The organism is Candidatus Cardinium hertigii, from assembly GCF_050864915.1.
GTDB classification, from domain to species: Bacteria; Bacteroidota; Bacteroidia; order Cytophagales; family Amoebophilaceae; genus Cardinium; species Cardinium hertigii_D.
The window spans coordinates 72,136-94,749 of the sequence record NZ_JBOZWY010000003.1; the positions used below are offsets into that span (position 1 = coordinate 72,136).

Here is a 22,614-nt window from a genome sequence, read left to right on the forward strand (position 1 = left end):
GTAATAAAATCGTATGTTACAATGACATAATATAATATTATAATTATAGACCTATAATATAAAACTTTACAAAAATACTAATTTGTACAGAGCATGGTTTTTTTGCTTATTGGTATAGTGGCGTGAAGAATAAATTATGCTACCTAACGGATACTAGGTGCAAGGGTGAAATGATATTCGAAAGAACTTTTAGCACTACGTATATCTTTTACAGGATCCAACCTATAAGCAAAATCCAAGCCAAGCATTGGTATAAGAGGTATAGGCAAGATAAGGCGTATGCCACCACCTATAGATTTTTTCATATTATATACGTTGAAATCTTTATAGTTTAACCAACTATCCCCTATTTCTACAAATCCCAATAGATAGCAACAAATAGGTGCCAACGCAACTGGATAACGCAACTCTGAAACAAGTTTATTGAATAAAACACCCCCTTTTATCTTTCTTGTATAGTCTTCTGGTGTAAGACTTTCATCTGGATAACCACGTAACGTAACAAAATTAGTACCCAATAATTTTATGGGCGTACTGGATGTACCGCCCAAATAAAATCGCTCAAAAGGGCCTATCTCTTTTCTAGACAAGCTGTGTAAAAATCCAACATGACCACGAAAATGTAAAACACAATTACCAAACAAACGTTTAAAGTAATATCCATCCATGATAAATTTTCCAAATTCTTTAAACTGTGGTATAGCTGTTGCTACAGAGGGCGTATAACCCAAAAAAGTATAGGGAGGTGTTAAGGTTAGAAAGTTAGACCAAGAAGCTCCACTAGTAGGATAGTTTGGATTATTGATACTAGAATACTGCAAGACAAAATCTAATGTAAAATCATGTACCGGTCCTGATCTTTTTGTCTGGTCTTGTAATAATGGATAGGATGCATACCTATGGTAGTGGTAATCCACCCCCCAATGAATTTCCCAATATTTAGCAAACTTTTTGCCTAGCCCTACTCGGCTACCGATGGAGTAAATTATAGATTTTTTATCTTGTTTTCCAACTGGGAATATATTTAGGTCTACCCAATCGTCCAATGCATGATTTCCAATATACAAAGCGTTTTGAAAGGCACTATTGAAACTTATGGAAAATATATAAGGGTGGGATTTTAACCAAAGCCAAGGTTCTTGAAAAGAAAAAGTGAAATTTTTGTAATCTTTACCATTTATCTGAGCGGTTAAATGCAACTCCTGCGCACCACCTATGGGTATTTTCCCTCTAAAGAGGTTTTGCAAAGAAACATTATTAGAACCGAGCTCAAGCCCGGCCATAATACCGTGACCACCACTGCAATTGAGTTTAATATCAAACTGCGGCTGTTCCTCTACTGAATAAATAAGATCTACTGTATTTTTTGCTTGATTTGGCTGTATATCTGGATTCAATTTTTCATGCTTAAATAATCTTAACATGGCCAAGTTGCGTATGGAAGCTCGAACAAGTCCTTCGTTGTATTTTTCTCCAGGTAAGCTCAGTAGTTCACGGCGAATAACGTAATCATGGGTTAATGTATTACCTATAATATCTACTTGACGGATGGTAAACTGTTTACCTTCTTGAATTCTAATTTCTAGATCTACCTGATTGTCTTGTAGACTGGTTTCAACAACTTCTGCAGAGAAATTAAAATATCCATTATTGGCATATAAATCACGAATGGTTGGGGCTGCAATACCAGGGGTAAAGCGGCTGCTAATATAGAGCGGATCATAGACTCTTCCTTCCTGCAGGTTTAACCATTTATCTAATACTTGATCACTATAAACATAATTACCCACCCATTTGATATGACGAATGGTATATTGCTTTCCTTCATTAATTTTTAAATAAATATTTAACTTTCCACCCCTAGAAGGTTTCAAACGTTCTGCTGCAATATGTACATCTCGAAATCCTTTTGATTGATAGAAAAGGATCAAATTCTCTTTAGCCTTTAAATATTTCTCTTCTGTAAAAACAGAAGGGAAAAAAGAAACATGACTAAACAAATAACGCTTCACTTCATCTATCGTCTTAGGCAACTGCAACAGTACACCGCCTTTGCGAATCGGTGCAAGGGTAATGCTTTTTTTTAAAATATCCTGGACCAGTGTAAAATGGGGTGCTTCTTTTAACGCGTTAATATTATAAAGTAAGAGATCGGTATCTAAATGGTTGTTTCCTTCGAGGGTGATTTTATGAACTATACTTTTTTTACCTTTATGTATCTTAATTTTTAAGGTAATTTTTTGATCCATTGTTTGGGAAGGAATCAATTCTGTAGAGAGCTGCACATCCCTGAAGCCTTTTTCTAAAAAGAATTTTTTAATCTTAGCAACTGTTTTTTGAAGAAAAAGTGGAGACAATGCAACATGACGATCTATGGCAAGGCTTTCCAGCAGGGCTTTTCGATCTTTTTGGGTTAACCCTTCTAACAGATAGTTGACCAATTGAGGATGCTCTTCTACACGAATAACAAAAGTTGCCAAATGATTAATCTGATCCACTTCAGATAAATAGATCGCAACAGATTTGATAGCATCATGTTTGGCGATTTTTAGAATAGAACGACGAATTTGTTGAGAAGATGAATCAATTATTACGCCCTCTTGTAAACCAGAAAGTGCAATCAATAAGTCAGTATCTACAAAAAGATTGCCCTCTACCTGAATTTTGCGTACGGCGTAAGCAGTTGTATCAAGGATAGGCTGTGCCCATCCTATATGTAGATAGCACAGGATAAATAAGCTGCACAACCGCTTAATTTTTTTCATATTTGTAGCAATCATTAGCATAATAAATAGAATAAATGTTCTGTTTTTCGTTGAAGATTCAAAAAATAGAGCTTACTAAAAGATAGCTTTTCCTGAATATAGGAAATTATTAATGGTATGGCATACAAAAATGCACTATATATACAACTATATAATCAACATAGAATCGCCATATAGAAAAAATCGATAGGCTTCTTTGATTGCTTCGGCATACGCATCTAAAATTAATTCCTCTCCCCCAAAAGCAGCTACGTTGACCAAAGAAATAGAAGAAGAAAGATGAAAGGTAGTCAATAATGCATTGCAAACTTTAAAGGAATAAGAAGGCAAAATAAACTTATTGGTCCAGTCACTGGCCGGTTTTATTTGACAAGCAACTGAAACAGAAGACTCCATAGCTCTTAATACCGAAGTCCCCACGGCACAAACTTTTTTTTGATGCTGCAAGCTCTGGTTTACCACCGTTGCCGTTTCTGGGGTGATCGTAAAACGCTCAGAAGAGGCCCTTACCTTAGTTAGATCTTCCATATCAATGATACTGAGTTCACCTAAACCAATGTGCAATGTAACCGGCACAACAGAAATATTCTGTAAAGCTAAATATTTCAATAAATAAGGCGTAAAATGCAATCCAGCAGCTGGCAATACGATACTACCTATATTTTGGGCAAATATAGTCTGATAATATTCCCTATCTTCTGGCTTCGAAGAACGTCCTATTTGAGGAGGTAAAGGCATATGGCCAATTTGATTGATCAGTGCATAAAATTCTTCTTCTGTCCGGTCAAACAACAATTTAAGCGTGCGCCCTCTTGAAGTCGTATTATCTATAATTTCAGCGACTAAATCACCGTTTCCAAAATAAATTTTATTCCCTATGCGAATTTTACGTGCTGGTTCTACAATCGTATCCCACAAACCATGCTCATCATTCAATTTTCGTAATAAAAGTACTTCTACTTGTGCATTTGTTTTTTCTTTATAACCATAAAGCTTACAAGGTAACACTTTAGAATCATTGACCACCAAAGTATCCCCTTCACTAAAATAAGCAGGCAGATCTTTAAAAGTTTTATGCTCTATTTTGCCACTATCCTTGTGTACAACCATTAAACGGGCATCTTCCTTTGCCTCGATTGGATACTGTGCAATGCTGTGCGCTGGCAGGTCAAACTTAAAATTTGATAGTTTCATAATATGTATATAATTTAAAAAAGTTATATGTCTTTTATAGGCTGCTTTGGGCAAATGTTCCTAATTTTCCATTGAAGATCATTACTTATGCTTCATATATTTAAATATACTTAGCACGTATGGTTAAAATAAAAAACAAAAATCAAGGCAAACAAAGTTGTTATGAAGATAGGTTGAACCATCATTTGAATCTTCTTTATACATCACACCAGGTACATCCCAACAATAACTTAATCCTACAGCAAGGCTATTGGTCAAACTAAAATCATACTTCACGCCACCACCTAAAAGGATAAAACAGCCTAAAGGCCTTTGGGTTAAAAAATCAGCTTTGTCTGAATCGTATGGCACAGTCGATCTTTCAGGCAGATGTATAGAGGGTATGAGACCTAGCTTACAATAGATGCTGGTATCAATCATTACCTCACTGGTATAAAATCTACATAGAAAAGGTACCCACGCATAACGTAAAGAGTAGGCCTCATGTATAGGAGATGCCGATGCACTAGCCACGCGAGTCCATTCCATATGGCTTAAAGCATAGGAAATACCTACACTAAGGCTAACGTACTCCTGTAGAAAAAAGTGATAGGCACCACCAAAATGGAGCCTTATGGGATTCCCTTTGGTACAAAGGGGTGGTTTCATTCGACTATACACCCTATTAATAGCGCAAGAAGGGGAACATTCAGCACTAAAACGGCCGGGTAATGCCATGGCACTACTAAGACCTATTGAAAAATACAAAGCTAAAATTACCATCCTCCTCATAGGGAGCTAAATTACAGCTATTTTATGGTAAAAATAAATTTATATTTATTTAATCTTACTATCCGGCAGCAAAATTATATGACCTATTTATTTAAGGGTTTTTATTTTATAGAAAAGTTTTTATTGTCCTGAATAAGGTATTGTGATTGAATATTATTGTGTTTATTCTTTTAAAATTCATTTTTTATTGGTTTTTTGAAAAAAGGATAGTATTTGCGTAAAAAACTATATAGCTGTTTTTAATCGGTAAATAAGCATAGCTTTTGTTCAAAAATATCTGATAATCTGTTTAATAACTTCTTTTAAATTGATTACATATTTTTTATACAGCCTTCAAATTGCAGATGTAGTTCATGCATAACATGAAATAGTCTACAAACCCAGATCATAGTTGACTTTTGTGTTGGCTTTTTAAGTTGATTAGGAGCAGTAGTCTTATCTTTTATCAAAGACTTATCCACCCAAAGCTCACAAAAACTGTAGACCATTAAACAAAACGTCATAACCATCATCAAAGCTTGTACTCGACGCTATTTTTTTAGAAAAACAGAAGATACCTCAAATGCATCCGCCTTTAATAAAGCAAAATGCTTGCTTTTTTTATGTTTATTGTTTATACTTGGGCCTTTGCATAACTTAAAATAAAGTATTAAGTAGTAATTTTTCTAAAATTATACTAATAAATTTTATTGTATGCGATGTAACAAAGCGGAGACCGTTGCAATAGATTTTTAGCTTTTAGGATAAAAAGTCAGCTTAAAATTTATTAAAAATTAAAACGTTGGTTTCGTAGCTCAGAAGCTAGATATATAGAGGCTGATAAAGCCCATACGCAGCATATTATGGAAGTTATACCCTATAATTTATAATAGAACTCCAAATATCCTTTTAAAGCTTTTTTAGGGGGGCGTATATCTACAATATACAAAAATAAATATGAGTATAAATAAATAAAGTTTTATAAAAACTTATATAAGTTTTTAGTGGACTATAAATTTAACATTTAAAGCTTAAAAAATATGATTATCTACTACTATAAAAAGTTCCATCTAATGCTATGTATTGGCCTAAGCTCTTTATTTACTGCTGGTTGTAGCAAATATATCAGTAAATCTGCTATGAGTATTTCTTATAATCCTGAGGTACAGAATCATCTTGTAAAGAACAATCTCCTCGCTACTAAGCAACAAAAGAAACAAATCGAGCTAGATACGTATAAGAAAAATTGGGTAAATGAAATGCTTGATAAAGTAACAGAAGAATACGAAACAAATGATCGCTGTTATACAGATTGCAAAAATGAGTTGAGAGATATATTAACTAACTGGATAAAAGAGATAGAAACCACACGAACTATTAAAAACAGATCGGTTGAGAAGTGTAAGATGATGTGTAGTAGTTGAGATTTAATCTGACAGGAAGTAAAAATTTAGAATGTATTCATGTCAGTTAAGGTTTAGTTTGTCAGGTATTTTTTAAAGATACGAGATTTGATTATTTTTTTCCAAAGACTAGTTTTTTTGCTATCTTGCCAAGTTTGTATAGTGTTTTTTCCGTAACAGTACTTTCCAGAATGGGGTCCGCTCATGATTATAGTAGTGTAACCAGTTATCTAAATCCTCTTGCAAATCATCCAGGTCTGTATAGATTTTTTACGCATAGCTGTATCAAAGAATTCCTGTTTCATTGTTTTTGTTAAACCGTTTCACAGAACCCTTGGTTTGGCGGTGAATAGGCTTTAGTAACAGTATGTTCTATGCCTTCTATTGCTTAAATAAACAGACTCAAAGGCATGATGCTCTATTTTGCCTTTTACTTCAGTGCCTCTATCTGTTAGAATGCGCAAGAGGGGTATGCTTTGTTCTTGATACCAAGGCAGTACTCTAATCATTTAACATATCAGCAGCTGTCAAAGCTGTTTTATCAGTAATAGAGTTTTTGCATTAGCTACTCGAGAATAGCTATCTATAAATACCTGGGTATTAAACCTTACCTATCCTTTAAAGTTACCAACATAATAAGTATCTTGACAGCCTAAATAACAGGGTGTTCTGTATCTATTTCTCCAAATGCTTCTGGTTCATTCTTACGTTTTTCTAATGCGGCTAGCTGGGATTCAGTTAAAACAAGACCATCTTGACGCCATTTTGGCTTCTAATGCTTTAAGACGTTTTTTTATAATTTATTTAAATCATTTACGTAACCAGATAGACCTGACAGCTGCCTGGAGAGACAGTATACCTTGCTGATTTAAGCTCATTGGATACCCTAGAGTTGACCATAGGCTGGAATAATCTACTCGCCATAAGATCTACTACTGTGCTTTTTCTATACTCCGGATCTACTCTATTGCCATGATCGGCTTCCTGCGGCTTAATCTCATTGTAGACGCCTGCGTTGACCGCCCTGTTTCATACAAGGATTTAAAGCGGTAATAGCTATTATTCTATCTATAACCCATGGCTTTTTACACGCTGAATGAGATATTACCCAACGTTTTGGCTAGATCTAATAAACCTAGTTTAGGTTTTAATTTATTTTTTTGATGTAAGTTCATAATAATCGTCGCTATTTATATCACACCACAATTTAACAATTGTCAGATTAAAATCTCAACTACTGAACAGATGATGTGCTTAAGAACAATGCTTACTACGATAGCAGATGAGTACTATAGAAGTAATTACTATGTAGATATAAAAAATAAGTTGTCATATATATTAAATAGCTGGATAAAACCAATAAAAGATAATACTGATCTAGGATCTCAAGCATTAGACATAATACTAGAATATATATATGTACGAAAAACTTACTATAAAGAACAACTAAAGGATACAAAGCATTTAAGTTCTAGAAAACTTTTAGTACGTGCAATCACGATTAAGGACGAACAAATGTTAAATATAATATTTAACTTTTTATATTCTGCTCCTCCAAACAAATTGAATGAAGTTTTTTCTTACCAATCCGGTACTGGGAGGTACACAATTATGCACCGAGCAATAGACGAAGCTGAAAACGAAACAATTGTAAAATACTTAATAGATAAATTTATTACAAATAACTTAAATTCATCAGATGATCAGGTTTATTCGGATTTACAAAATATTTTAAACATAGAAAATGACGTAAGACAGAGCACGATGCACATGGCATTTGAACAAGATTCTTATATAAGAAGTACATCCTCTAGTGGCGTCTATGATTATTTATTACAGTATAGTAATATGTTATTCTTAGTTACTAAAGAAATGTCCAAACTGTTGACTAGAACACCTGATTTTATAGAGGATCAAATTAAAGCAGCTGAATTTTTAATAAACCGAGGGGTTGACCTTTCAATAAAAAATAACGGTAACACGATTTTTCATAAAGCAATTATATACAAAATGCATGATATGGCAACACTGATTAGTAAATATATTAGTGATGAATACAATCTGTTAGAATACAATGACAAAGGAAAGAATGCTTTGGATCTATTAACAATCAATATTTTTAAGAAGCATTTTACTAAGTTAAAGGCTGAAAATCTTCTATTGAGGTTGCTTTCAACAATCCTTTCTGAAATGATAAAGTCCTATCCAGAAAGCAAGATAAGTAACTCTCAAAAAGAAAATCCGCATTGTATAATCATAGAAGTACTAAAGATTTTTAAAGATGTATCTACAGAGGCTGAATTCATCAGCGCCATACATGCTACAGAGCAATATTATCAGGTCAATATAGAGCTCCCCGATAATTTAAAAATTAAAGCAACAAAAAGGAAAAAAAAGGATAATGGAGGAGAGTTCAATGATATAACCAAGACGACTAAAAAACGTAAACTTACGGATGGTTCTTCAAGTGGTAAAGTACAAGCAGGCTAATTTTATGCTTTTATAGAAGCATTTATGAAATTGAATCCTTCAATCAATACATTTACCTAATTCTACTTGGTTATGTGATATTCGATATTCCTTTGTGTATGAGAGCGTTGCGATAGATTTTTAGCTTTTAGGATAAAAGTCAACTTACATTTTATTAAAAGTTTAACTTATATGTATTGCTTAGGGTTTTTAATTAATTTTTTTATGGTATTTGTATGGCAATCAAAGTAAGCGGCTAGTTACGTTTATCAGCTATTTCAGCTAGTAGCCGTAAGTCCAAGTATATATTCAAATAAATAATCTGATTAACTGGTCATTAGTAGAAAAAAAGCTTCCTATTTATTATCCTAAAGGCTTAGGTTTATTAGGAAAGCCTCTCTATAGTCTCTTTTTTTTATTCAAAATGCTTTTACTTGAGCAGTGATAAGATAAAAAAAGGTAGGATACCAACCATTGATTTATAGCCTATGCGGACAAAAAACATGGCACAAGCCTTTGGTAAATACGCAGAAATAGTTGCTGCAGATTACTTAGTAAAAAAAGGCTTTAAGCTACTGGCGCAAAATTTTCGTTACAAACGCTTTGAAATAGATCTTATTGTTAAAAAAGATGAATTGATTGTTTTTGTTGAGGTAAAAGCACGTAAGAATAACTTATTTGGCCATCCAGAAGATTTTGTTAACCGAAAAAAGATGCGTGCCCTACGCTTAGCTGCCACACACTACTTACGTACCCAAAATAGCCAACAAGCCATACGTTTCGATATTATAGCGGTACTAGGTAGTCAAGAACAAGTTAGCGAGATTGTACATTTAGAAGATGGCTTCTATTGAAGCTATATTAAAGCAATTGTTGAAGCCAAAGACATTTTTATGCTAGGTTTTATTTGTTTGTAAAATATAATTTCCAGATGGCTGACTAAACACTTTATAATTTATTATTATTTTGATGACCTCATTTGTATCTTTAACGACTCAAACAGATCAAACGCTGTCATCGGCTGTTGCATGGCGATCTGCTGCCCAATATGCTGCAGCTTTATTACATAGAGGAGGCATCATTGCGCTACCCACCGATACGGTTTACGGATTGGCTTGCTTGGCACAAAATAAGCAAGCGTTAAAAAAATTATTTTATATCAAAGAACGTACAAAGGATAAACCGATTGCGCTTTGTGTAGGAGCTGTTCAAGAGATCACTAAATATGGTAAAGTAGACCTGAAAATTATACCTTTGCTAAATAGTTTACTTCCTGGACCGGTTACACTGCTTTTTGAAGCAGGAGCATGTATAAATCAAAATGGAATCGCTAACAGCCATTTAGTAGGCATTCGCATGCCAGATCACCCATTTATCATGCAAGTTGCCCAACTGTGTAATGGAGCAATTGCATTAACCATTGCCAATAAAAGTAGAGCGCCGAGCTGTCTAAACGTACAAGAATTTAAGTCACTTTGGTGCGATTTAGATGCAGTTTTTGATGGAGGTAGATTGGGTACCATAGATCCGATGAGATTAGGTTCTACCATTGTAGACCTCTCTATTGAAGCATCTTTGAAAATTATAAGAAATGGATGTGCATGGAATGAGGTAAAAAAGATTCTATCGATTCTTTAGCTATTTAACGAATGGCTATTCAGTAGCCCAACGCATTCAGTCAATATTTGGCAAATATCTTATTATATACTAAATTAGCTTCGTTTACCTGGTTGCCAGGTGTAATGTACAAAACGGCTATTTTTTGCGCATGTGGTGAAATGGGTATACACGCCATCTTGAGGGGGTGGTGCTTTCGGGCATGGGGGTTCGAGTCCCCCTTTGCGCACAAAAATTTAAATTTACCAGGTAAAGCGTAACCCTTCAGGGGCTGCAATCTGGTTGTGCAAGCGTCATTAGGGGTGGTTAGCTCAGATGGTTTAGAGCATTCCGTTGACATCGGAAAGGTCGTTGGTTCAAGTCCAATGCCACCCACAATAGGTAAAAGTGCCAAGTATTTAAATAAGTTGACCATTGCGTACCCAGAAAAGATTTCTAGATTATTTCGAAAATAGATATCAACTGATTATTCGAAATGTTGAAAATTTTGCAGAGTATATAACCCCTTCTTTCAGCTATGTAACCTTGATGACAATATTTTTATCGTGGTTATGTATAAGTTTTGGTCTGAGCCTATGGCTGGCTAAAACTATTTTAGCTAGGTGGATGAACCCCATCTATATAGAAACAGAAAATCAAAAAAAAATACTTTCCTTAGCGACTACAGTGGAGACCTTAGAGCAACAAATTAGTGCTCAAACTAAATTTATTGAGACCCTCCAAAAGATCATTCAAGGAAAATCTACATCTTCACTCCCTTCGTCATCGCTTACTACTATTCCAAAATCAACAGAAGAAGACGCTACAGTGGCCTCATCTGTAGTCATATCTACCAACCAAGAAAATACTACTCAGAATAGATCTCTTTTATTGTTTCCTCCTATTAATGGCATGATTACAAAGCCATTTCATAGGGCAGGTAACCATTATGGGGTCGATATTGTCGCAAAAGAAAAAGATCCTATTAAAGCCATATCAACTGGTATTGTGATTTTTTCCGATTGGTCCGTGGATACGGGATGGGTTATTGTCATTCAGCATTACAATAACGTTGTTTCAATCTGTAAGCATTGTGCCATTTTATTTAAAAAAGTTGGTAACTTGGTCAGAGCAGGTGATGTAGTGGCGCTTATGGGTAATTCTGGAGAAATCTCCACGGGGCCCCACCTACATTTTGAGCTTTGGAGCGAAGGTATTGCATTAAATCCAGAAGACTATATTAATACCTAAAAAAATGTTCAATAATAAAATAAAACAGACAAACCCTGTAGCGATTAGTAACATTATAGGGCAAGGTTCTCATTTAGAAGGAAATATACACACTACAGGTAATTTGCGCATAGAGGGTAAGGTAACGGGTGGTATCAAGGCAAAAGCAAAAGTTGTTTTGAGTCATACTGCTCAGATAGAAGGGAATATTGTAGCACAAAATGCTGAAATCGGTGGGGAGGTAAAAGGAAGCATAGAAGTTATAGAATTACTTGTACTCAAATCAACTGCAATGGTATGGGGTGATATCATTACCAGCAAACTAGTCTTTGAAGAAGGGGCTTGTTTTGATGGAAAATGTAAAATGGGCAAGGAGCATAAGGTCTCCCCTTTGGCGACTGCTACTGAAGCGCGTCTATCTTCTATAGCTAAAACAGTTGAATATATCGGAAACCATCCAGAAAAGTTAAAATCACCTAACCCTTGTAATCCATCTATAAAATAAATATGCACATAGAGCCAAAAATACGAGGATACATATGCACTACGGCCCATCCGGCCGGCTGTATCCAAAATGTACAGCAACAAATCGAATATGTATCCAATCAGCCTTCCATTGCATCAGGTCCTAAAAAAGTATTGATTATAGGTGCCTCTACGGGTTATGGGTTGGCCAGTAGAATAGTAGCGGCTTTTTCTGCCAAAGCGAAAACTATAGCTGTTTTTCTTGAGCGAGCAGCTGATGACAAGCGTACTGCCTCTGCTGGTTGGTACCATACTGCGGCTTTTGAGCAAGCTGCAGACCAAGCAGGAATTTATGGTAAAAGTATTAATGGTGATGCTTTTTCAGATGCCATAAAACAAGAAACCATTGCTTTAATCAAAAAGGATTGGGGTGGTGAAGTAGATTTAGTAATCTATAGCCTAGCATCTCCGCGCCGTACCCATCCCCAAACGGGTATATCTTTTAAATCCTGTCTAAAACCTATTGGGGAGCCTTACCGCAACCAAACGATGGATATAATAAGTGGGCAGCTCTCAGATGTTTGCATTGAGGCTGCAACCGCTAAAGAAGTGGCAGATACGGTTGCAGTAATGGGAGGTGAAGACTGGATGATGTGGATAGAAGCTTTATTAGCGGAAAAGTTATTGGCTAAAGGGGTACAAACAATGGCTTATTCTTATATAGGCCCTAAGCTAACCGATCGAATGTATTCAAAAGGAACGATTGGAATGGCAAAAAAAGATTTGGTAGCAACAAGCAAAATACTACAACATCGGCTCCGTTCTATAGATGGACAGGCGCTCATTGCTGTAAATAAAGCAGTGGTCACACAAGCGAGTGCTGCTATACCGGTAGTACCGCTTTATATTTCATTGCTCTACAAGATTATGAAAGAAAAACAACTACACGAGGGGTGTATAGAACAAATGTACAGGTTATATGCAGATCGTTTGTATAGAACAGATCGAAAAGTATTGGTAGATGCGCAAGGGCTGATTCGTATAGATGATTGGGAGATGCGGGAAGATGTGCAACAAGGAGTTGCTGCACTTTGGTCAAAGATAGACGAAGGAAATTTAACTACTCTTACGGACTGGGTAGGATGCCGTCACGAATTTTATAAGCTATTTGGTTTTGAAGTAGAAGGGGTTGATTACAGCCTACCTCAGATGGCAGCGCTTCCCATACCTTCTTTAAATTTACCTATATAAATTTTGAGCATTATAAAGAATGGTCAGTTGGATGTACGCACGCTATCCACTTTTTCTTCTCCTTAAGACCAAGAAAATCAATTGCTTATTACATCGACAACTGCTACAACTCAATTAGACAGATCCAGCGTTCACGTTTAATATTCAAATTAATTTTAACTAAATGCAATGAATGCAACCAATAAAAAAGAGCAATTTTGGCTTAGTACACCATTAGAGCAAATGACCCCAGTGCAATGGGAGTCCTTATGTGATGGATGTGGTAAATGTTGCTTGCTTAAAATACAAGAAGCAGAAACGCAACAGGTGCGTACTACAAAGATTTGTTGTCGGCTACTTAATACGCGCACTTGTAAATGTTCCAACTACCGAGAACGATTTCGCTATGTAGATGATTGTATTAAATTAAATCCTACAAATATAAAGACCATTACTTGGCTACCGAAAAGTTGTGCCTATCGCCTTGTTAAAGAAAAAAAAGGGTTACCTGATTGGCATCCTTTAATGACCAAAGATCTGCAATCTACAATCAAAAGTGGACATTCCGTTAAAAGCTTTGTGGTACATCCCGCATTGGTCAATAAGCCAATTATAACCTATTTATTAGAAGAAGTATAGTGCCCCGAAAAATTTGGCAGTCCTATATATAAAAAAAGTGCGCTGCAGCGAATAACCACTGTAGCGCACAAGAAAAATAAAAGATGGCAACTACCTACTCTCCCGCGTATTACCGAAGTACCATCGGCGCTGCTGGGCTTAACTGCTCTGTTCGGAATGGGAAGAGGTGCACACCAGCGCTTTCGTCACCTTTATTTTTAATTTTTAAGAAAGCATTATACTTATTACTTTTAATACCCTGAAAAAGGTAATTGACTACTGTAAAAGCAAAATCAAGAAGAAAAACAAGAAACATTCGGGTAATTAGTATTGCTTAGCTTTGTCATTTCTGACTTTACACCTGCAACCTATCAAGGTCATCATCTTTAACCACCCTTATTGAAGTCTCATCTTGAGGCGAGTTTCGTGCTTAGATGCTTTCAGCACTTATCTTTTATAAACGTAGCTACTCAGCAGTGCAACTGACGTCACAACTGATACACCAGAGGTTTACCCAACCCGGTCCTCTCGTACTAAGGTCAGCCCCTCTCAAACTTCTAACGCCCGCAATAGATAGAAACCGAACTGTCTCACGACGTTCTGAACCCAGCTCGCGTGCCACTTTAATGGGCGAACAGCCCAACCCTTGGAACCTGCTTCAGCTCCAGGTTGTGACGAGCCGACATCGAGGTGCCAAACCTCCCCGTCGATAAGAGCTCTTGGGGGAGATCAGCCTGTTATCCCCAGAGTACCTTTTATCCTTTTAGCGATGGCCCTTCCATTCGGAACCACCGGATCACTATATCCGTCTTTCGACCCTGCTCGACTTGTTTGTCTCACAGTCAAGCACCCTTATGCTATTGCACTCTACGTACGATTACCATCCGTACTGAGGGTACCTTTGAAAGCCTCCGTTACTTTTTAGGAGGCGACCGTCCCAGTCAAACTACCCACCAAACACTGTTTTCTTTTTCAGAAGAATTAGATAACACATAAATAAAGGGTGGTATTTCAACGGCGGATACTTGCGTATCCTCCCACCTATTCTACACATTATTTACATATTATCAATGTTAAGCTATAGTAAAGGTTCATGGGGTCTTTTCGTCCCATTGCGGGTAGACGGTATCTTCACCGCCACTCCAATTTCACCGAGCTCGTGGCTGAGACAGTGCCCAGATCGTTACACCATTCGTGCAGGTCGGAACTTACCCGACAAGGAATTTCGCTACCTTAGGACCGTCAAGGTTACGGCCGCCGTTTACTGGGGCTTCTATTTAGAGCTTCAATTTTGCAACTTGACTCCTCCTATTAACCTTCCAGCACCGGGCAGGTATCAGACCTTATACTTCATCTTTCGATTTTGCAAAGTCCTGTGTTTTTGGTAAACAGTCGCCTGGGCCTTTTCACTGCGGCCTATTGTCCCCTAAAAAAGGAAACAATGAGGCACCCTTTCTCCCGAAGTTACAGGGATATTTTGCCGAGTTCCTTGGCCACGAATCACTCGAACACCTTAGGATATTCTCCTCAACTACCTGTGTTGGTTTGCGGTACGGTTAGCTAGCACTTAACAATTAGAGGCTTTTCTTGGAAACATGATTAGGGTCATTATCTACGCCCCCGAAGGATTGCAGTACTATTACCTTCGACAAGTATGGTGGATTTGCCTGCCACACCTATATCTACGGGCTTTAACCTTCTAAATTCGTCAGAAGGCAGACCTTTCACTTTTTCGTCCCCCCTTCTCTATTGCTAGCTAGTATCGGAATATTAACCGATTTTCCATTACTTACGCCTTTTGGCTTCAGCTTAGGGACCGACTAACCCATGGATGACAACCATGGCCATGGAAACCTTAGTCTTACGGTGTAATGGTTTCTCACCATTATTTTGGTTACTCATGCCTACATTTTCTTTTCTAATTAATCCACTAAGCATTACTACTTAGCTTCAGCTTTATTAGAATGCTCTCCTACCCCTTACTGCCCAAAGCAGCAAGGCCATAGCTTCGGTAATATACTTAATGCCCGTTTATCATCGACGCTTTGTCGCTCGATCAGTGAGCTGTTACGCACTCTTCAAATGAATGGCTGCTTCCAAGCCAACATCCTGACTGTCTAAGCAACTAAACCTTCTTAGTTCAACTTAGTATATATTTGGGGACCTTAGCTGATGGTCTGGGTTCTTTCCCTCTCGGACTAGGACCTTAACGCCCTAGCCCTCACTCCTAAGCAAAACTGATAGTATTCGGAGTTCGTCTGGACACGGTAGGTTACCCCCCTAGTCCTATCGGTAGCTCTACCCCTATCAGTATAAACTTAAGGCTGTTCCTAAAAACATTTCGGAGAGTACGAGCTATCTGCCAGTTTGATTAGCCTTTCACTCCTACCCACAGCTCATCCAAGGACGTTACAATATCCACTGGTTCGGTCCTCCACGTTGTTTTACCAACGCTTCAACCTGGCCATGGGTAGATCACTGGCTTTCGCGTCTAACTCCTCTGACTCAACGCCCTATTCAGACTCGCTTTCGCTTCGGCTTTTTCTTTCAAAAGAATTTACCTTGCCAGAAAAGATTAACTCATAGGCTCATTATACAAAAGGCACGCCGTCATTTAAAAAAAACTCCGACTGCTTGTAAGCGTATGGTTTCAGGAACTATTTCACTCCCTTATTCAGGGTACTTTTCACCTTTCCCTCACGGTACTTGTTCACTATCGGTCTCTTAGGAGTATTTAGCCTTACCGGATGGTGCCGGCAGATTCAGTCAGCCTTTCACCGGGACTGACCTACTCAGGATACTAACCAAAACAATATCCATTACCTTGACAGGGCTTTCACCTTCTATGGCTTACTTTTCCAAGTAATTTAAGTTCTTGATATTGAATTGCATTGCTAGTCCTACAACCCCATAACAGCAGAAACTGCTATGGTTTGGGCTAATCCACGTTCGCTCACCACTACTTATGGAATCACTATTTGTTTTCTTTTCCTCTGGATACTTAGATGTTTCAGTTCTCCAGGTTTGCTTCTTTTAATAATAAAAGATACCCTATCTAAATTATAGGGTGGGTTGCCCCATTCAGAAATTTGCGGATCAAATCGTACAACCAATCCCCGCAACTTATCGCAGTTTATCACGTCTTTCATCGCCTCTAAGAGCCAAGGCATCCTCCATACGCCCTTATTTATTTCTTACTCGCTCTTGAAATGGAGATACGCTAAATTTCTTTTCAGAAACTTAGTCTACCCTATTTTGCTTTTACAATAAGTCAAAGAACATTTTTATAAAAAAGACGCATTTTTATTTTGTATTTCTGCACTTTTAATGCTTTTAACACTTTTACATCTTACTTGCGTCGAATCGTAATACAAAGGTATAACTTTTATTTAAATCCGCAAATATTTTTTTCAAATAAAAGATGTTTTTAGGAGCATTAAGGTATTACAATAGTAAAAATTGTTCCGGCCATAAAATTACAGGAGATTTTTATAGATTTTTTAGATTTCTTATTTGGTAGCGATTAATCCTCAAACTTAAAAGGTAGTGCTATTGCATCTATAGGGGAGATACATACAGAGATATAGTAAAACTGTTTTCTGATATTAATAACAGATAAATACAACAAATAGAATGGTATTGCAATAGACTCTTATTTTTATATTTTTATATTTGCATACCCAATAGCTGTTGCCACTCACGTGGTTGGTACAGCAAAATTTAAATCTTACAACATTCATGCGTATAGTTTAAATTTTCAGAAGCAGAAGGCTTTTAGCCATTGATTAATCGATGCTTCTGTCTGTATATGCGGAATTTGGCTTGGGTAATTCTTTTCATAATCTAAACTGGATATTTTATTAACGAACCTGCTTTATATGGACCGATCGTATCTGTTTTAGAGATGATTGGTTATATTGGAATTAATCCATTACTTAAATCAATTACTATGGTTCAAAAAGAACAAGTCATAGAAGCCATTAAACAAGTTTACGATCCAGAAATACCTGTAGATATCTATGAACTAGGGCTTATCTATGAGATTACGATTTTACCACTAAATAATATTGAAATCTTAATGACACTTACCTCTCCTAATTGTCCAGCGGCAGATATTATACCTAGTCAAGTAGAAGAAAAAATCAAAGCCATAGAGGGAGTACATGAAGTAACCGTGCATCTTACCTTTGAGCCAGCTTATACAATGGATCGAATGTCTGAAGCAGCGAAATTAGAATTGGGATTTGCTTAAGTTTTCCCTAAATGATCTCTTCTATATTATATTTTTATATTTCTTCCGTTTATTAAATGGCCCCAAATAATTATAAAATCCAAACAGATACGCCTAAAAAAAGCACTTCCTCAAAGTCATTTATACTAGATCAGCGTATTAAAATAACTATTGGGCTTTTGCTGCAGGGGATAACTATTTTTTTAGCATTTTCCTTTTTGGCTCATCTTATTCATGGCGCTAAAGATCAGCATCTTATTGAATCTATTGGAAGATTAGGCCTAAAACCGTCTAATCTAGCCACTGGCAACTGGTTGGGTTTTACAGGCGCTTTTCTAAGCTATTATTGTGTCCATATATGGTGGGGTATCACTGCTTTTATTTTTTTGCCTTGCCTATTTTTAATCGGTATGAAAATGGTCACACAAAAAATTTGTCGAAATCTTTCTTTATTAAAACTAATAATGGCCTCCATTTTTCTGGTATTATGGTTTAATATTTTATTGGGCTATCTATATACACTCTGCCCAACTGCTACCCTACTGGCCAATCAGCTTGGAGGGATTGGCTATACACTTGGCAGCTTTTTTAAAAGTTTATTAGGCTATGGTACTTTTATTTTTCTTGTGGTTACTTTGGTCATTTTCGCTGTAATATGTTTTAATATAACCTCTTTACCAAATATTAATTTATTCTCAAGCAAAAAATCAAAACATAATACTACATGTTTGATTGATGAAGAAAGTAATAGAATAGTTGGGAAAACAGCTGATACAGAAAGTGAGGTCACATCTAGTAAAAAAAAAACGAGTAATACAACCACTGCACATGCTACTACAGATTTAGAGGATATAAGCGATCAAACTGGTACAGAAACTGTTGCTCCGCACAAAAAAAATGTAGCTTTTGAAATAGTTGCCCCTGAACCATCAAATTTGTCTCAAGCGCCTCCATCTGCTATTGCTTCAACTGTACCCTTAAGCCACATCCGGAGCGAAAACTACGATCCAACTTTAGATCTATCCAACTATAAATATCCTCCTTTAGATCTACTAGAACGGTATAGACAAGAACAACTATCTGTTACACAAGAAGAATTGGCTATCAATAAAAATAATATTGTACAAACCCTACAGAACTTTAAGATCAATATTGCCAAAATAAAAGCCACTATTGGTCCTACTGTTACCCTTTATGAAATAGTACCCGAAGCAGGAGTCAAGATTTCCAAGATAAAAAATCTCGAAGACGATATTGCACTTAACCTGGCTGCATTAGGTATTCGGATCATTGCACCCATACCAGGAAAAGGAACGATTGGTATTGAAGTACCCAATAAAAATAGAGAAGTAGTACCGCTCCAGGAGATGGTTGGCTCTGAGAAATTTTTAAAAGGGAAGATGGATTTACCAATTGTATTGGGCAAGTCCATCTCAAATGAATTGTTTATTGCAGATTTAAGCCGTATGCCACATCTACTGATTGCCGGTGCTACTGGGCAAGGAAAATCTGTGGGGCTCAATGTGCTACTGACCTCCTTGATTTATAAAAAGCATCCCTCTCAATTAAAACTGGTACTAGTAGACCCTAAAAAGGTAGAACTTTCTTTGTACAATAGATTGGAACGTCATTTTTTAGCGAAATTACCGATCAGCGAAGAGCCTATTATTACAGAAACCAAAAAAGTAATCCATACCCTTAATTCTTTATGCATTGAAATGGACCATCGGTATGAACTGCTAAAGGAAGCAGGGACGCGCAACATCAAAGAGTATAATGAAAAATTCATAAAAAGGATACTGAGTCCTCAAGAAGGGCATCGGTTTTTACCTTACATTGTACTGGTTATAGATGAATTCGCAGATATGATGATGACAGCAGGTAAGGAAATAGAAGTACCTATTGCCCGACTAGCGCAATTGGCACGTGCGATTGGCATACATCTTGTGTTGGCCACACAAAGACCCTCTGTAAATGTTATTACTGGAATTATCAAGGCCAACTTTCCTGTTAGGATTTCCTACAAAGTAAGTTCACGAATTGACTCTAGAACCATTTTAGATGCAAGTGGTGCAGAGCAATTAGTAGGGAATGGTGATATGTTGCTCTCTATGAACTCTGATATTATTCGATTACAAACTCCCTTTTTAGATACCGGAGAAGTGGAACGTATTTGCAGCTATATTGGTGGACAACAAGGCTACCCATCTGCCTACCTGTTGCCTACTTATGATGAAGAGGACAAGGAGGATGGTGTGCCAGTAGATTTACAATCAACAGATCCACTATTTGAAGAGGCAGCAAGACTGATTGTCCTACATCAACAAGGAAGTACTTCTTTGATTCAACGGAAATTGAAGCTGGGCTACAACCGATCTGGAAGACTGATAGACCAATTGGAAGCTGCAGGAATTGTAGGTCCTTTTGAAGGCAGTAAAGCTCGAGAAGTTTTGGTAACAGATGAAGCCAGTTTAAATGAAATATTAACTAGGTTACCACGCAAAGACTAAATTCTAAATGACTATCTACTGGGTTCTGTCGCGTGTTTTTGTTCTTGCATAACTTATGTCCTTTACCCCTTTAAGGACATAAATATTCAAGTTTTATACTATAGCGGACTGAAAAAACTAGACAAACAAAACTAGTTTTGTTTCTCGATGGTATGTTTTTATCAAATTAATATGAAAGAAAATAAAATTCCTAAAAATTTGTCTTAAAAATTAGTCCACTACCAAATAGAATAGAACCCTGTACCTATTTTAAATGTTAATCAAGTCTTGTTTTGCACAATTTTTTCTAGCAGCGTCATGCATTCCAAATGGTTATTTTCCTTAGCTAAATCAAGAGCTGTTTTACCATTTTTATTTTTTTCGTTGACGTCAGCATCAAATGCCAGTAATGCCTTTACTATATCTACTCTATTACGAGATGCTGCAATATGAAGTGGCGTCCAGCCATATTTATCTTTTATATTCAAATTAATACCTGGAACTTCCAGCAACGCTCTGACCAATTCTACATTACCTGTTTCTACTGCAATATGAAGCGCGGTATCGCCACCTTTTTTCTTTTTATTGATGCGTATCCTTTTGTGCTTATCGTTCAGTAATACATCAACTACTTCTATATGATTTAAGCATGTTGCAATATGAAGTGGGGTCCAGCCATATTGATCTTTTATATTCAAATTAATACCTTCAACTTCCAGTAACGGACTGACCAATTCTACATTACCTGTTTCTACTGCAATATGAAGCGGGGTATAGCCACCTTCTTTCTTTTCATTGATGTGTATCCTTTTGTGCTTATCGTTCAGTAATACCTTAACTACTTCTATATGATTTAAGGATGCTGCAATATGAAGTGGCGTCCAGCCATTGGTATTTTTTGCATTTACATTAATATTCTGGTCATTCAGCAATAATTTAATCAATTCTACATTATGCTCTTGTGAAGCAATATGAAGCGGACTCCATCCTTCATTATTTTTTTCATTGATATTGGCTCCGTTTCTTAATAAGAATGCTACGGCTTCTAAATTGACATTTTTATTTTTTACGGCAAAATGAATAGGCGCATTTCCTTCATTATTTTTTTCATTGATATTGGCTCCGTTTTTTAATAAGAATGCTACGGCTTCTAAATTGACATTTTTATTTTTTACGGCAAAATGAATAGGCGCATTTCCTTCATTATTTTTTTCATTGATATTGGCTCCGTTTTCTAATAAGAATGCTACGGCTTCTAAATTGACATTTTTATTTTTTACGGCAAAATGAATAGGCGCATTTCCTTCATTATTTTTTTCATTGATATTGGCTCCGTTTTCTAATAAGAATTTTATAAACTCCAAATTTCCAATTTCAGCTATATGATGAAGGATAGTACAGCCGTATACATCTTTATGATGGATTATATTGATATCTGATAGATGATTTACAAATGCAATAGGGAACTTTTCTTTAACGGCACATCTAAGCAATGATATATTATCTTTTTCATTGTCTACTTCTTTATGTAATGCTGATCTAGAAAGATGCTTTAAACTTTTCGGGTTATTGTTTTGGGCCTTCTTTATACCATGTATAGCAGACAGCTTATTGCAACCAGTAGTAAATACTAAAAAGAAAAAGATATTTAATGTGGCAATGAATTTGGGAAATAAAAAATAATGTGTATAATTGTTGTGCATAATGGATTTGAATTAGAAATGGATTTAAAATTAGATATTTATAAAAAATGCCTCTAGCTCGATACTATCTATATGGTAATATACATTTGAATTAATTTTATGCAAAAAAAACAGTAAAGAGTCGAAAACAAAGATAGATAAAAACTAGTAAATTTTTTTACTATCAGTCTGATCTGTAGTAAAAAATATGCCAACTACTTTAGTTTAGTTTTTAAAAATACATATAGCTTTATCTATATAGTTTTCTTCTTTCTACCCTCCCTTGTACAGTCCTTAACAATAATATCTTTTCCGGAAGCCGATCCATTATAGGTCCCCTATAAAATGTCCAGAAAAAAGCCTCTCCCAACTGTAGTAAACAAAGAAAACATTCCAATAGGCGAGGCGTATCTTGCACCATAATAGTATAGGAAAATGTTCTGTAGCTTAGTGTAATTATCTAACGTCTATAGTTGGTTTTATATAGCGAGG

At 36.3% G+C, this 22,614-nt stretch carries 14 protein-coding genes, 2 tRNA genes, 2 rRNA genes and 4 pseudogenes; 14 read left to right on the forward strand and 8 right to left on the reverse strand.

Features of this window, described 5'->3' with window-relative positions; genetic code table 11:
* Positions 1–143 precede the first annotated feature (143 nt).
* The 4 genes and pseudogenes from ACRRVD_RS02760 to ACRRVD_RS02775 all read right to left on the reverse strand — a co-directional run.
* A complete protein-coding gene (locus ACRRVD_RS02760; RefSeq protein ID WP_432461628.1) occupies positions 144–2,765 on the reverse strand; it encodes a BamA/OMP85 family outer membrane protein in 2,622 nt (873 codons plus the stop codon).
* Between the two features lie 147 nt (positions 2,766–2,912).
* Positions 2,913–3,959, reverse strand: coding sequence for a tRNA preQ1(34) S-adenosylmethionine ribosyltransferase-isomerase QueA (gene queA / locus ACRRVD_RS02765; protein ID WP_432461629.1), 1,047 nt, complete (start codon positions 3,957–3,959; stop codon positions 2,913–2,915).
* 123 nt (positions 3,960–4,082) lie between these two features.
* The gene (locus ACRRVD_RS02770; protein WP_432461630.1) at positions 4,083–4,706 is read right to left on the reverse strand and encodes a hypothetical protein; all 624 of its coding nucleotides are present in this window, start codon (positions 4,704–4,706) and stop codon (positions 4,083–4,085) included.
* Positions 4,707–4,997: 291 nt separating this feature from the next.
* A pseudogene (locus ACRRVD_RS02775) lies at positions 4,998–5,305 on the reverse strand (IS1634-like element ISCca6 family transposase); the annotation flags it as partial.
* 198 nt (positions 5,306–5,503) lie between these two features.
* Here ACRRVD_RS02775 and ACRRVD_RS02780 point away from each other — a divergent pair.
* Positions 5,504–5,633, forward strand: a pseudogene (locus ACRRVD_RS02780) (IS5-like element ISCca3 family transposase); the annotation flags it as partial.
* A 116-nt stretch (positions 5,634–5,749) separates the two neighbouring features.
* The gene (locus tag ACRRVD_RS02785) at positions 5,750–6,133 is read left to right on the forward strand and encodes a hypothetical protein (RefSeq protein WP_432461631.1); all 384 of its coding nucleotides are present in this window, start codon (positions 5,750–5,752) and stop codon (positions 6,131–6,133) included.
* A gap of 72 nt (positions 6,134–6,205) precedes the next feature.
* Here ACRRVD_RS02785 and ACRRVD_RS02790 read toward each other — a convergent pair.
* Positions 6,206–7,287 (reverse strand): annotated as a pseudogene (locus ACRRVD_RS02790) (integrase core domain-containing protein).
* A gap of 88 nt (positions 7,288–7,375) precedes the next feature.
* Here ACRRVD_RS02790 and ACRRVD_RS02795 point away from each other — a divergent pair.
* The 10 genes and pseudogenes from ACRRVD_RS02795 (at position 7,376) to ACRRVD_RS02840 (ending at position 13,741) form a co-directional block, all read left to right on the forward strand.
* Entirely contained in the window at positions 7,376–8,602 is a 1,227-nt protein-coding gene (locus ACRRVD_RS02795; protein ID WP_432461632.1) for a hypothetical protein, read from the forward strand.
* A gap of 286 nt (positions 8,603–8,888) precedes the next feature.
* Positions 8,889–9,023: pseudogene (locus tag ACRRVD_RS02800) on the forward strand (IS5-like element ISCca3 family transposase); the annotation flags it as partial.
* A 46-nt stretch (positions 9,024–9,069) separates the two neighbouring features.
* A complete protein-coding gene (locus ACRRVD_RS02805) occupies positions 9,070–9,435 on the forward strand; it encodes a YraN family protein (RefSeq protein WP_432461633.1) in 366 nt (121 codons plus the stop codon).
* 115 nt (positions 9,436–9,550) lie between these two features.
* Positions 9,551–10,219, forward strand: coding sequence for an L-threonylcarbamoyladenylate synthase (locus ACRRVD_RS02810; RefSeq protein WP_432461634.1), 669 nt, complete (start codon positions 9,551–9,553; stop codon positions 10,217–10,219).
* Positions 10,220–10,345: 126 nt separating this feature from the next.
* Positions 10,346–10,427: transfer RNA gene (locus ACRRVD_RS02815), tRNA-Leu, on the forward strand.
* 71 nt (positions 10,428–10,498) lie between these two features.
* Positions 10,499–10,573: transfer RNA gene (locus tag ACRRVD_RS02820), tRNA-Val, on the forward strand.
* A gap of 231 nt (positions 10,574–10,804) precedes the next feature.
* Positions 10,805–11,428 (forward strand): M23 family metallopeptidase, encoded by a 624-nt coding sequence (locus ACRRVD_RS02825; RefSeq protein ID WP_432461635.1) that lies wholly within the window; start codon positions 10,805–10,807, stop codon positions 11,426–11,428.
* A gap of 4 nt (positions 11,429–11,432) precedes the next feature.
* Positions 11,433–11,912, forward strand: a complete 480-nt coding sequence (locus tag ACRRVD_RS02830) for a bactofilin family protein (protein WP_432461636.1) — start codon at positions 11,433–11,435, stop codon at positions 11,910–11,912.
* 2 nt (positions 11,913–11,914) lie between these two features.
* Complete coding sequence (fabV, locus tag ACRRVD_RS02835) at positions 11,915–13,123, forward strand: enoyl-ACP reductase FabV (protein ID WP_432461637.1); 1,209 nt, start codon at positions 11,915–11,917, stop codon at positions 13,121–13,123.
* A 168-nt stretch (positions 13,124–13,291) separates the two neighbouring features.
* Positions 13,292–13,741, forward strand: a complete 450-nt coding sequence (locus ACRRVD_RS02840) for a YcgN family cysteine cluster protein (protein ID WP_432461638.1) — start codon at positions 13,292–13,294, stop codon at positions 13,739–13,741.
* Positions 13,742–13,822: 81 nt separating this feature from the next.
* On the opposite strand, the gene rrf is transcribed toward ACRRVD_RS02840, so the two are convergent.
* Both rrf and ACRRVD_RS02850 read right to left on the reverse strand, forming a co-directional pair.
* Positions 13,823–13,934, reverse strand: a 5S ribosomal RNA gene (rrf, locus tag ACRRVD_RS02845).
* A 90-nt stretch (positions 13,935–14,024) separates the two neighbouring features.
* A 23S ribosomal RNA gene (locus ACRRVD_RS02850) occupies positions 14,025–16,917 on the reverse strand.
* A gap of 707 nt (positions 16,918–17,624) precedes the next feature.
* Here ACRRVD_RS02850 and ACRRVD_RS02855 point away from each other — a divergent pair.
* Both ACRRVD_RS02855 and ACRRVD_RS02860 read left to right on the forward strand, forming a co-directional pair.
* Positions 17,625–17,972: an iron-sulfur cluster assembly protein gene (locus tag ACRRVD_RS02855; RefSeq protein WP_432461639.1), complete on the forward strand. Its 348-nt coding sequence runs from the start codon at positions 17,625–17,627 to the stop codon at positions 17,970–17,972.
* Between the two features lie 56 nt (positions 17,973–18,028).
* Positions 18,029–20,461 carry an FtsK/SpoIIIE family DNA translocase gene (locus ACRRVD_RS02860; RefSeq protein WP_432461640.1) on the forward strand — a complete coding sequence of 811 codons (2,433 nt, stop codon included), beginning with the start codon at positions 18,029–18,031 and terminating at the stop codon, positions 20,459–20,461.
* A 260-nt stretch (positions 20,462–20,721) separates the two neighbouring features.
* Here ACRRVD_RS02860 and ACRRVD_RS02865 read toward each other — a convergent pair whose 3' ends face one another.
* Complete coding sequence (locus ACRRVD_RS02865; protein WP_432461641.1) at positions 20,722–22,143, reverse strand: ankyrin repeat domain-containing protein; 1,422 nt, start codon at positions 22,141–22,143, stop codon at positions 20,722–20,724.
* Positions 22,144–22,614 lie beyond the last annotated feature (471 nt).